General features: G+C 43.5%; 10 protein-coding genes and 2 pseudogenes. 7 read left to right on the forward strand and 5 right to left on the reverse strand.

Going from position 1 to position 11654, the window contains the following annotated elements; genetic code table 11:
• The first annotated feature begins 67 nt into the window (after positions 1-67).
• The 3 genes from ACMXYU_RS00405 (at position 68) to ACMXYU_RS00415 (ending at position 4090) form a co-directional block, all read left to right on the forward strand.
• On the forward strand, positions 68-370 hold the full coding sequence (locus tag ACMXYU_RS00405) for a DUF3144 domain-containing protein (RefSeq protein ID WP_415883037.1): 303 nt from the start codon (positions 68-70) through the stop codon (positions 368-370).
• A 155-nt stretch (positions 371-525) separates the two neighbouring features.
• Positions 526-2232, forward strand: a complete 1707-nt coding sequence (locus ACMXYU_RS00410) for a methyl-accepting chemotaxis protein (protein ID WP_415899681.1) — start codon at positions 526-528, stop codon at positions 2230-2232.
• A 184-nt stretch (positions 2233-2416) separates the two neighbouring features.
• Positions 2417-4090 (forward strand): methyl-accepting chemotaxis protein, encoded by a 1674-nt coding sequence (locus ACMXYU_RS00415; protein ID WP_415899683.1) that lies wholly within the window; start codon positions 2417-2419, stop codon positions 4088-4090.
• A gap of 114 nt (positions 4091-4204) precedes the next feature.
• Here ACMXYU_RS00415 and ACMXYU_RS00420 read toward each other — a convergent pair whose 3' ends face one another.
• Positions 4205-4639, reverse strand: coding sequence for a DUF6746 family protein (locus tag ACMXYU_RS00420; RefSeq protein WP_415899685.1), 435 nt, complete (start codon positions 4637-4639; stop codon positions 4205-4207).
• A 380-nt stretch (positions 4640-5019) separates the two neighbouring features.
• Between ACMXYU_RS00420 and ACMXYU_RS00425 the strand changes: the two genes are divergently transcribed.
• Positions 5020-6456: a diguanylate cyclase gene (locus tag ACMXYU_RS00425; RefSeq protein ID WP_415899686.1), complete on the forward strand. Its 1437-nt coding sequence runs from the start codon at positions 5020-5022 to the stop codon at positions 6454-6456.
• Here ACMXYU_RS00425 and ACMXYU_RS00430 read toward each other — a convergent pair.
• Positions 6453-7763, reverse strand: a pseudogene (locus ACMXYU_RS00430) (DASH family cryptochrome). The gene ACMXYU_RS00425 and the pseudogene ACMXYU_RS00430 overlap by 4 nt on opposite strands.
• A gap of 135 nt (positions 7764-7898) precedes the next feature.
• On the opposite strand from ACMXYU_RS00430, the gene ACMXYU_RS00435 reads away from it, so the two are divergent.
• Complete coding sequence (locus tag ACMXYU_RS00435) at positions 7899-8126, forward strand: acyl-CoA thioesterase (protein WP_415899687.1); 228 nt, start codon at positions 7899-7901, stop codon at positions 8124-8126.
• Positions 8127-8165: 39 nt separating this feature from the next.
• Here the strand turns inward: ACMXYU_RS00435 and ACMXYU_RS00440 are convergent, their stop codons facing one another.
• The gene (locus ACMXYU_RS00440) at positions 8166-8507 is read right to left on the reverse strand and encodes a hypothetical protein (RefSeq protein WP_415899688.1); all 342 of its coding nucleotides are present in this window, start codon (positions 8505-8507) and stop codon (positions 8166-8168) included.
• A 252-nt stretch (positions 8508-8759) separates the two neighbouring features.
• Here ACMXYU_RS00440 and ACMXYU_RS00445 point away from each other — a divergent pair.
• A pseudogene (locus ACMXYU_RS00445) lies at positions 8760-9490 on the forward strand (glucose 1-dehydrogenase).
• 361 nt (positions 9491-9851) lie between these two features.
• A complete protein-coding gene (locus tag ACMXYU_RS00450; protein ID WP_415899689.1) occupies positions 9852-10163 on the forward strand; it encodes a hypothetical protein in 312 nt (103 codons plus the stop codon).
• A gap of 57 nt (positions 10164-10220) precedes the next feature.
• On the opposite strand, the gene ACMXYU_RS00455 is transcribed toward ACMXYU_RS00450, so the two are convergent.
• Both ACMXYU_RS00455 and ACMXYU_RS00460 read right to left on the reverse strand, forming a co-directional pair.
• Positions 10221-10559, reverse strand: coding sequence for a hypothetical protein (locus tag ACMXYU_RS00455; RefSeq protein ID WP_415899690.1), 339 nt, complete (start codon positions 10557-10559; stop codon positions 10221-10223).
• A gap of 128 nt (positions 10560-10687) precedes the next feature.
• On the reverse strand, positions 10688-11599 hold the full coding sequence (locus ACMXYU_RS00460; RefSeq protein ID WP_415895463.1) for an AraC family transcriptional regulator: 912 nt from the start codon (positions 11597-11599) through the stop codon (positions 10688-10690).
• Positions 11600-11654: the final 55 nt, after the last annotated feature.

The raw sequence follows: 11654 nt of genomic DNA on the forward strand, positions 1-11654 counted from the left end.
TACAGTTGAGCTCTTTTGTAATGGGGCGGGTTATTGCCCTAACAGTTTTTGAATAGGGTGGTGCTGTATGAGTCAAAAAGAAAAGGCGATGGATACGTATAAAATGGCAGACGAGTTTATCGATCTTGCTAACCGTATGTTGACTGCCGAAGGTAAAGAACTTGAAGATGTAGGTGCAGCCATTCGTTACGCTGCAGCGCGTTTTAGCTCCCACGAAGTAGCTTATCGCTCAAGCGATCTAGCGGCTGAAAAGAAAGATGCAGTCGATTGGTACACCGGCCACTTCAACGAAATGCTAAACGAAAACTTCGACCAGCATATCGAGCACATTGCAGCGGAAAAAGAGAAAGCTGCGGCTGAAAACCACTAAGTTATTTTGTTTCTTTAGGGTGCAATAATTCTGCTTATTCACCCTACATCTTTCCCTCCTCCTGTTATTAAGTTTTGCCTCAACGAGTAATTTCCCCCCAAGCTAAAATCCGTTTGCCTGCTACACTAAAAATACCGAATTTGGAGGAATGTCCAATGGCCAAAATAGGTATTACTCAGGGTATTTTCATTAAAATGGCACTTCCAATTCTGAGTGTGTTTTTCGTTGCTTTGGCAGTAATGGCTTGGCTGATACCATCGAGGATGGAAGATCAGGTATTGGAAGACACGGTATTTGCAGCTGAACAAACGGCTATTCAGTTTAAAACCTTACGAAAATACTATGTGCAGAATATCGCCTCTGTTGTCAGTAAAGGCTCGGATGTGAAACCGGCAATCAATCATAAAGACAATCCTAAGGCGATTCCTTTGCCTGCCACGATGATCCATGATTTGAGCAAACTGCTCGAAAACAATGGTGTTAACGTCAAGCTATATAGCGACTTCCCTTTTCCTAACCGCGCTAATCGAAACCTTGATCAATTTGCTTCCGATGCATGGGATTACCTAGTAGCTAACCCTGAAGGCATATACAAACAGGTTAGTAGTCATGGCGATAAGAGTGTTGTCCGTGTTGCGATTGCCGATACTATGTCGGCCCCGGGGTGTGTCGCTTGCCATAATAGTCACCCAGATTCGCCTAAAACTGACTGGAAATTAGGTGATGTCCGTGGGGTACTTGAAATTGATTCCGATGTAACTGAACAGCTAGCGTCGAGTCAAGTGACCAGTGTGACAGTGATCGGCTTTCTCTTAATAATGCTTTTAGTCATTTTGACGACTATTTTTCTCTCCTTTAAGCGAGTGATCAGTAAAAGAATCGCTAATATATCTAACGCGATTGGTATTATTGCTGATGGTGAGGGAGATCTTACGCAACGTTTAAATGAAGCTGGAGCAGACGAACTAACCGAGCTTGGGAATACAGTGGATAGGATGTTATCCCAACAGCAGGATATGGTCCGTCAGTTAACCCGAGTCTCGTTCGAATTAGCAGATAAAACGGATGGTTTGCTTATTGATATAAAAAACACAGCGGAGCATACCGAGGATCAACAGCAAAGAACGACACAGGTGGCTGCGTCTGTGGAACAGATGAGTGGAGCGATTCATGAAGTCGCAACGAATGCGGCGACTGCGGATGATACAGCCAAAGAAACCAATCAGGTTGCTGATACCGGGAAAAGTGTTGTTACAGCATCGGTGAATGCGATAAATCAATTATCAGCTCAGGTTAAGGAAACAGCATCAGTTATTGATACCTTGCGTCAGGATAGTGAAGAGATCGGCAAAGTACTTGATGTTATTAGAGATATAGCAGATCAAACCAACCTATTGGCTCTAAATGCTTCGATTGAGGCTGCCCGTGCTGGTGAACAAGGGCGTGGTTTTGCTGTTGTGGCAGATGAGGTCCGTAATCTAGCTGGTCGAACCCAAAATAGTACCCATGAAATACAGGACATGATCCATCGCTTGCAAACAGGAGCTTCTAATGCAGTAGAGGCTATGCAAGCAGGACAAGATTACGCACAAAATAGTGTTGATAATGCGAGTCAGGCAGGAGAATCGCTAGAACAGATAACTCAAGCAGTGAGTAATCTATCGTTCGTTAATTCTCAAATAGCAGCGGCCGTAGAGCAACAAGGTGCAGTAGCTAACGATATCAGTGAGCATGTTTCTTTTATCCAGATTAAATCTGAAGAAACTTCGGCTGAATCCGAACGTAATCAGCAGGTATGCCAAGAGCTATCCGGCCTAGCACAACAGCTACGCCAGAGTGTGAGTCACTTTAAAGTGGATTAGACAAATCAGAATCGGTTAGGGCAGAGCAAAATGCCATATTTCCTATAGCTATGACTTTGCTCTAGCCTTAAACCCCTATCATAAGCAGGTTCTTTCTACACAAAAATGCAATCGAATAGAAATATAAGGGTAACACCTTCTCAATAGCATCAGCGGCTCAGTTAACAATAGTCTGGAAGTAGTCATGAGCCTAAAGCTGAAAATGCTTTGCCTGTTTTCCATCGCGATGATCTGTATGTTTGCCATTGGCTTGTCGATGTCGCTTAACTATCGGTCATATATCAGCAAACAAGAGCAACTGAACAACTTTTACCAAACTATGCTGGAAGATACCGAGCAACTACAGATGGTGCTCCTACAGCAAAATGAAGCTTGGAAGAACCTGCTTATTCGTGGCAAAAACAAACATAAGTACAACCTCTATCTGGATCGCTTCACCACCTTTGAAAGAGATTTTCAAAAGAAGATAAAAGCCGTAGGCGAGCAAGGTGCTAGCTTTCCTAAAGTGACAGAGTCACTCAATAAGCTTGCTGCAAGTCATGTCCAGTTAGGCCAAAAATACCGTACTGCCCTACCGGTTTATCAGTTAGCTGATCGGGAGCCTGCTCGTACTGCGGATCAATATCTGGATGGCGCGTTTACGGTGCCAGAGCAACAGATGGCGAATGTGGCAATGTTGGTGAGAGCGAAAAAGCAGGAGGCGTTTGCTCAGGCCGAACAGGTGCTGAAACAACAAGAGCAGTGGATCATTATTCTCGGTAGCCTTGCAGGTTTCTCTATTATTATCGCCTTTACCTATATCCTGCTGCGTACTGTTATCACCCCGATAAAACAGTGCTCTGGTATGTTGGAGCAGCTTGCTTCCGGTGAAGCGGATATCAGTAAGCGTTTGGAATATAAACAACAAAACGAACTGGGTGAGATGGCAACGTGGTTCAATCAGTTTATTGATAACCTCACTGCAATTACCCACGAAATCGATCAAGCAGCGGATCTGCTGTCAGAAAATACCTTGGCATCTACGCAAAACACCAGTGAAGTGAAAACGTTGGTGGGTAAACAGCAGGAAGAGATTTTACGAATTAGCAGCTCGATCGATCAGCTAGCGCAATCAGCGCGTGAGATCGCTCTAAAAGCCACCGAAGCCCTCAAATCGGCAGAGAATGCGCAACAAGCGACGGTTGCTACGTCTGAGATCATGGCTGAGATCGACGGCACAGTGACCGAGCTACACCACAGCAGTCAGCGCAACGATCAAGAGATGCAACAACTGCAAAAGCAGATTACCGGCATCAATAATATTTTGGAATTTGTCACCGAAGTCAGCGATCAGACTACGCTATTGGCATTGAATGCAGCTATCGAAGCAGCACGTGCGGGCGAACATGGTAAAGGCTTCTCTGTCGTAGCGAGCGAAGTCCGTCATCTGGCACAGCGCACCGCTGAAGCAACCGAATCGATTAGACTATCAACCAACCAGATCAATTCAGCTGCGACCCAGGTATCCAACGAGATCCAATACAGCCAAAAGCAGGTAATGGGGATTGTAGCGTTAACGGAAAAAGCGAATACCCATATCTTCCAGATGCAGGAACGCATCGAAGATATGAACCATATCAACCACACCATTGCCGATTCGGCGAATCATCAAAATGAGGTCACTCAGCAGATCCAAAGCAATATATGCAGTACTAAAAATGCGGTATCTCATGTGATGGATTCAGCAATGCAAAGTACATCGAGTAATGGTGATCTGGCGCAGATGTCGGTGCACCTTAAGCAACTATTGAATAGCTTTAAAGGTGGGGAAAGCAAGGGCCAAATGGCTACGACGGCTGGAGATGTTGAGCTGTTTTAATATGAACTAGCTGAGCAGCTAGAGAACAGGAAGATATGTAGAGTTTATTAGAGGCGCGTATTGTGAGTGCTAGCTCATCGTCAATACGCGCCTTCCATTGCAACTAGGTCTAACTTACTTAGCTGCTTTCTGCGCGATGCTGTTATCCCAAGAGTTATAGATAAACTCGCTTGCTAGTTTGAAGTATGTATCTAGCTCTTTCTTTGTTTCGTCCTTGCGGTTGTTTTCTGAGTTCAGGTGAACTTCTTCAACAACTACAGCAATTTTTTCCATCAACTCTTTGTCACTACCTGTAGATTGCTCAGCAAAGTAGGCAACGCTTTTCTCTAGTGAGTAAGTGATGATGTGAATTTCATGTAATTCTTCTGCATCCAGCTTCTGCTTACCTTTCATCTCCAACGTTTTCTCAATGAAAACGGTTTTTGCATCGCTCAATGAGGAAATATCAGCGATTTTAAGGTGCTGCACAGGTTTACCATCAGACACGCCACTTGCTTGAGCGGAAGCGGCAAATACAAGAGCAAAAAATAGTCCTGCTAGTTTTTTCATTGTGATTCTCCAGCACTCAGTTAATCAGAAGGTTAAACATCGCGGTGCTATTCAATGCTAACGAGAGGCGCAATATAAATGATAGTGATTAGCATTACAATAATTCGGGTCGCAGATCTATATACAAGCTGGAAGGCAGTGGAATCGGCATCTGATGCCGGGGCAGGAGTCAAAAGTGCTCACGAAGAGTGAGTGTTTGAAACGACCTCTAATTACTACCTGAATTTATGAAAAGAGATAAACAGAAAGGCCTTATTATCCTTGAGGTTAGCTTGATTTTTAATTGAATTATGCTTGCTTTTAAAACTGACTAACCAGGACTATTCTTGTATGAATGTTCGAAAATAAAGTTGTCTATTTTTATTGGGAAAACAGTTAGTGTGGAAGTGATCAAATTCATCATCACAGTCTTTCTCATATCACTTGCGATGTTCAATGGGGCAGTTGCTGCCACTCATCAGCTTGAATTTACAGAGCAAGAGAAAGCTTATCTCGAAACCAAAAAGCAGCTAAAGCTATGTATTGATCCAAACTGGATGCCTTATGAGAAAATATCGGACCGAGGGCAACATTTTGGTATCACTTCAGACTATTTCAATATATTTCAAAAAAGGATTGGGATTCCTATTTTTTTGTATCCGACCTCTACTTGGAATGAAACACTCGAAGCCGTCCGGACACGGAAATGCGATCTGATTTCGGCAGCTAAAAAGACTAAACAGCGAGAGGTGTATCTAAATTTTACGCCGCCTTATCTTAACTTTCCCTTGGCTGTAGCGGTTAAAGATACAGTGACGCCGAATCCCGATTTTACTCAGGAGATGCATAAAACCTTCGCGCTACCCAAAGGTTATGCCGCGATTGAAAACCTACCGGAAGCCTTTCCCAAAGTGAAAATATTGGTCGTTAAAAACCGTAAGGAAGGATTCGAGAAAGTGAATAAAGGCGAGGCATACGGTTACATTGATAGTTGGCCCATCATTGCATACGCCCTTAAAACTGAAGGCGTCACTGGATTAAAGATTGGCGGGGAGCTTCCATCTTATGGCGGGCTAGGTGCTGCGACCCGTAACGATGAGCCAGAACTACTCAGTATTTTTGAAAAGCTCACACGTAGCCTATCGCCCGATGATCAGGAACGGATCAATAAAAAGTGGCTTGCCGTGGATGTGAAAACGGAAATAGATTACGCGCTACTTGCACTAATCTTATTCGCAGTTTTAATTTTGATCGCTGTATTTTCTTATCTATATTGGAGGCTGAGTAAGGCCAATAAACATGCTCAGATAGCCCTAGAAGAGCTGATAAAAGCGCAAATTAAACTCGAGGAGCTTGCAACAACCGATAAGCTCACTGGCCTTTATAACCGCGCAAAGATAGATGAAATTCTACAAAACGAAATCTATCGATCGGAGCGTTATCAGCATGATTTTGGTGTAATCATGATTGATGTCGACAACTTCAAACAAGTTAACGACACATTTGGTCATCATGTGGGTGATGATGTTTTAAAAGAGTACGCTGCGACTCTGCGTGATGGCATTAGAAAAACAGATCATGTTGGGCGTTGGGGTGGGGATGAATTTATTGTGATCTGCCCAGAAACTGATGTAGATGGCGTGCATGCCATTGCCCAAAAATTGTGTCAGAAAATTGCGACACATGACTTTGAAACGGTAGGCCAAGGTACAGCTAGTCTTGGGCTTGCTATCCCTAGAGGAGGTGACACGATAACCTCCCTTTTGAAGAGAGCTGATAAAGCGCTATACCAAGCGAAAAGCGATGGCCGTAATAGGGTTCAACAGGCAGATAGCTAACTGATACTTATAGGCCAACCAGTCGGATCTTGATGGTCGATCTGTGTGTATGCTTCTGATCCTGCCCAACGCTTTTGAAACGAGCCATCGGGGTCATAGATCTCAGTTTGTTTTTCGATATTGAAGTGTCTGCCTCCACGGCTATCCACTCCCACGCCTGCGATGTATTGCCAATTACCCCAGTTACTAGCGACATCATAATCAATCAGTTGCTCTTCAAACCATGCTGCGCCATAGCGCCAGTCCACGCAGAGCTCATTGACTAAAGCGCTGGCAGCTATCTGCCTACCCCTATTAGATAAATAGCCAGTTTCTTTTAGCTGCCGCATACAGGCATTGACTAAAGGCCATGGTGTTTTGCCCTCTGTCCATGCTTTAAACAGTTCGGGATAAAAGCTGGTAAGCGGTTGAGAAGTGCTTAGCCCTTTAAACGTATAAAGATCTTTTCCTATTTGCAGAGCTAGCCATTGAAAGAACTCTCGCCATAGAAGTTCTACGAAAATCCAGTCTGTACCAGGGTTTTTGCCATGTTTAGTTTCATAATCCTTTAAAGCTATGACGATCTGTCTGGGTGATATGCAGCCCTGATTTAACCAAGCAGAAAACTTCGTGGAGCTTTGCCAGTCATCAATATGGTTTCGACTGTCCTTATAGTGTTTAGGCAAGGTAGATGAAAAATAGTTACTCAAGTGCTGATCTGCTTTGGTTTCACCGCCCTTGAAATCCAAGTGCTTGGTATTTATCAACTTTTCTAATTTAAAAGGCGATCTGTGTTGATAAGCAAGGGAGGGGGGTAAGGCGCTAAAGTCACAAGGTGTGCTTATCTTTATCTTCTCAGCCTGACGGCGAAAAGCTGAAAAGCTGGAAGGTAGGGTATTCAGCAGCGGCATAATACTCTGCTGATCAAATAGTGTGTAACTATCAATCTCATGGATATTCAGATTGCTATGTTGTTGTTTAATCTGTTCTAGTTGGCGATTCTCGTACAAGCCAAATCGTCGGGACAGGTACAGATCAGAAACGGCAGTTTCGGCTAATACCTCCGAAACTATTTGCTGAGGCGGGCCTGATAGGACGTGCAGCTTGTGACCCTGCAATGCGAGTGACTTTCCTAGTGCGGTAATGGATTCCAAAATAAAGCGCCAACGCATTTTCCCCACTGGTTTAGCCTGCTGTGCGCTTGGTCTGAACTAACTTGGGTCGACACAATAGATACAAACAAGCTGATCGGCAGAACTTGCAGCTTGCAGAGTTGGGTTGTCGGCAATACGTAGATCTTGGGTAAACCAAATAACAGCTGTTTTCATTATCCTCTCCTGATATGAGGATGCTTACGGTTTGCTTGGGGAAAAGGTTCAATATGTAAGGAGTATTACGTTAAGCTGTTAGACCCGTCCTACCGTCTGCTAGTAGAGTTGTCGAAGTACTAAGAGGTAAGTGAAATGCCAGAGACTAAACAAGAAAACCTGACCTATTCTGATTTCCCATTTCAGGCTTACGATAAATTGAGATATGGTGATACAGACAGACAAGGGCATGTGAACAATGCTGTTTTCTCGACCTTTCTAGAAACAGGGCGAGTGGAATTTTTATATAACCCTGATAACCCACTCACCTCAGAAGGCGCGTCGTTTGTAATCGCTAACTTAAACCATCCGAGCTGTAACTAAATCAACAAACTAGGAGCAGATTGAGCCTGCCGTAAGGGATTATCCGAGTTGATCTACCATTACTGAGTTTGAGTAAACCAAGCTGCCATCTTTAGCTTGTTCACCTACAAGATGAAACATACCTCTTGGGTCCTCATTTCGGCTTAAAAATACTCTGACTTTCCATTGGTTAACATGATCAACCTCTGCAGGTGTCTCAATCTCAATATCGTTCTCAACAGGAATGTAGGCTTCAGATTTGCCCTCATGTAAAAGGGTTTCTTCCAGCCGTTCAAGCTTAAGGTGAGCATTCTCACTCACTCGAAATCTAATAAGGCCAATAGGTTCAGATTTGTTCTGGCCCTGTGATTTATGCCAACCTTCTAATTCAAATGTGTTCATAGCGTCCACCTATGTTTTTTATTGTTGTTTAAAAAATGTACGGCGCTGAGTTTGAAAGAGATCAGCTTAAATACAATTCAGGACGCTTCGCTAGAGGGCGCCGCTTCGCGGCTAGAGGAAAGATCTAAATCCACCCTAAGTGTTTTTAAAACGGAAAGTGATGAGGCATAAGGGCTGTCTTGCCAGTAAACTTGAATGCAAGATTTGTTTAATTTTCCTCGATATTAAATTGTTATGTAGGAAAGGTGCTCTATGGATAATGTCGCAATCGTAACGGGTGGTAGTCGAGGTATTGGTGCCGCTACATCCAAGCTATTAGCGTCCCAAGGCTACTTGGTTTGTGTTAATTATCGGAGCCGTTCAGAGGAAGCTGAAGCGGTGGTTACTGAAATAAACTCAAACGGTGGCCGAGCATTTGCGTTTGTCGCAGATGTTTCAATGGAAAGTGAAGTCATTCGCTTATTCGACGCAACGGAAACAGAGCTAGGAGCGGTTACTCATCTGGTTAACAATGCTGGAATTTTGTTTACTCAATCTCGCTTGGCTGATTTGAGCGTGGAACGTTTTGAAAAGATCCTTTCGACCAATGTCACGAGTTGCTTTCTGTGCTGTCGTGAAGCAGTCAGGCGCATGAAAAACGGCGGAGCTATTGTCAATGTGTCCTCCATAGCTTCAAAAACAGGTTCCCCTAATGAATACGTTGATTACGCAGCATCAAAAGGTGCAATGGATAGCTTAACAAAAGGCTTGTCGCTGGAGGTTGCATCGCAAGGTATTCGAGTGAATGCTGTTCGCCCAGGTTTTATTTATACCGATATGCACAGCGATGGTGCGAGCCAAATCGTGTTCAAAGACTAAGCTCCCAAATTCCATTGCAACGAGGAGGCACCGCAGAAGAAGTGGCGAATTCGATAGCTTGGTTGCTATCAGACGAGGCTTCTTATGTAACAGGGTCTTTCATTGATATTGCCGGTGGTAAATAGCTGTTAAGAACGCTACCCATAAATACCTTTATATTCGCTCTTGGCACAAATCAGAAGCCAGCCCTGTAACAATGATTTGCCTCTGAGCGAACCCGTCCTCTAGCCGCGCAGCTTATTACACCATCGATATTATGAGTTTGTGTAATATGCTCCGCTATTACACCTTACTTGCTTTAACGGTTTTTGAAATTCTCTTCTATTATTACTTTATGATTTGATCTGGGTCAGCGATTTAAACCGACCAAATGGACTGTTGTGCTAAGAGCCCATAACATAGCCCGAAATGTATGTGGTAAATAGTGCGTTAATGCCTGCTCTCCCTCATCTCCATGTAAATTCTTAAAGCTAGATATATAACTTCATGAAATTAGTAAAAGATTTTGTCGAGTATGAAATCGTATTTTATTGGGCCGATAAAAATATAACGCCTGTAAGTCCTATCTTTCATAGTATCCAACATGCTGAGGAATGGTGGAAACAACACTTGTATTCATTGTATGAAGGTGAAGAACGTCGTAAGACGACGATAGATAGGCGTTCAAATCATGAAAAAAGAAATAAAATGGATAAGCACAATTTCTCTAGGCACAACCCTCAGGGGCGGAGAGCATCAGATAAGCCCGTATCTGTAGAAATTGATCTATTTGTAGAGAAGATAAAACAGTTTAAGTAATTATTTCGAAGAAATGATTTTCATACCTACGATTTATCTTGTAAATGCTGTCAAAGGCTATCCTTTCTCTGAAAGGCTTAAACTGTCCAGTATCAATAATGAAATTTTCTGATTAGCTAGGTCAATCTCAGCTTTTAGTTCTCTGTCAGTTATCCTTCTTCCTTGAGTGTATGGATTACGTTGTAATTCCAAATATGCACTTTGTTTATGAAAACTACGTCTGTCGATTTTTGAACATCGCCTTTCCGTTCCTTTATACCTACAAACGTAATGATCAATTAGCCATTCTTTGGCATGTTGAAGACAAGGAAATATTGGACTGATACGCTGTGCCTTCTTATTTTGCCAATAGAACACAATTCTATCTTCAATATAATCTTTAATTAGCATTTCCATCTGAATGCCCTAACCAGCTAATAGCGTGAAAAGGTCTCCTTTTTATAGGTATAGTGCTAAAACGCGCTTTAGCAAAGCATCCCATAGAATTAAATCAACAATGAGGTCTGTATCAGGCGTCCTGCCTTTTAACTACGATAAGGAAAAGCCCCTGTCCGCATCTTCCGATACTGACTCGGCGATAACCCCATTAGTTTCTTAAAGATCCTAGAGAAGTAGTAAGCATCGTCATAACCCACGGCAAAAGAGATCTCGTTGATGCTGTTGGTGGTGGTATCTAGAAGATGACAGGCGCGCTCTATCTTGAGCTGGATAAAGTGGTTGATAGGGGTGGTGCCGGTGATCTCTTTGTATTTTTTCACAAAGTGAAATTTCGACAGGTTAACGCTTTCGGCAAGCGTATCTAAGTCCAGTTGCTCGTGAACATGGGTCTGCATCAAGCTGTGAACGCGTTCTATATCCAAGCCTGCTCTTGATAGCTTTTGCCGTGCCAGTGGTTGTAGCAGGGCGATATGGCTGAGTATTTGCCGAAGTTGGTTTGCTGCACAGATATAGGCATTGAGGTTGTAGGTGGATTCGCGGGCTTCTAAGAGCGCTTCAAAATCGCTGGCAAGGCGCGAGTGAATACCGATGGGAATAATAAACTGCCTTTGCGGGGACTCGCGTTGCTCCAAATGTGCCACAAAATCAGCGGCTTGGTGGCCATGAAAGTGGACCCAATAGATAGTCCAGGGGCGTTTTTGTCGCGCTTTATAGGTGTGGGCTATTCCTTTAGGAATCAGCAATATATCACCGGCTTTGACTCTAACCTTCTTATCATTAAGTACTGCTTCACCTTCACCGTCCAAACAATAGATCATTAGATAATCGTCATGTTCCATCCTTTCCATGTGATGCCCGCTGGCTTCGCGATAGTAGCCCATACCTAGAGGATACAGGCCCTGGCTTAGCGGATTCTGCGCTAATTCAGCTACCACGCGCCTTGGGGTGACAAAGCGAATGCTCTCAGGGGGTAGGGGCCAGTTGGATGGGCTACTCATAGCTACGACCTATGTATTAGGGTAATTACTTATACGATAACAATATAGTCCATCA

Origin of the sequence: Neptuniibacter sp. QD48_11 (assembly GCF_047778095.1) — a bacterium.
Classification (GTDB): Bacteria; Pseudomonadota; Gammaproteobacteria; order Pseudomonadales; family Balneatricaceae; genus Neptuniibacter.

Bases quoted from the DNA above. Each gene is read 5' to 3' on its own strand.
- ACMXYU_RS00405 (WP_415883037.1), top strand. From the start codon at position 68: ATGAGTCAAAAAGAAAAGGCGATGGATACGTATAAAATGGCAGACGAG.
- ACMXYU_RS00410 (WP_415899681.1), top strand. From the start codon at position 526: ATGGCCAAAATAGGTATTACTCAGGGTATTTTCATTAAAATGGCACTT.
- ACMXYU_RS00415 (WP_415899683.1), top strand. From the start codon at position 2,417: ATGAGCCTAAAGCTGAAAATGCTTTGCCTGTTTTCCATCGCGATGATC.
- ACMXYU_RS00420 (WP_415899685.1), bottom strand. From the start codon at position 4,639: ATGAAAAAACTAGCAGGACTATTTTTTGCTCTTGTATTTGCCGCTTCC.
- ACMXYU_RS00435 (WP_415899687.1), top strand. From the start codon at position 7,899: ATGCCAGAGACTAAACAAGAAAACCTGACCTATTCTGATTTCCCATTT.
- ACMXYU_RS00440 (WP_415899688.1), bottom strand. From the start codon at position 8,507: ATGAACACATTTGAATTAGAAGGTTGGCATAAATCACAGGGCCAGAAC.
- ACMXYU_RS00450 (WP_415899689.1), top strand. From the start codon at position 9,852: ATGAAATTAGTAAAAGATTTTGTCGAGTATGAAATCGTATTTTATTGG.
- ACMXYU_RS00455 (WP_415899690.1), bottom strand. From the start codon at position 10,559: ATGGAAATGCTAATTAAAGATTATATTGAAGATAGAATTGTGTTCTAT.
- ACMXYU_RS00460 (WP_415895463.1), bottom strand. From the start codon at position 11,599: ATGAGTAGCCCATCCAACTGGCCCCTACCCCCTGAGAGCATTCGCTTT.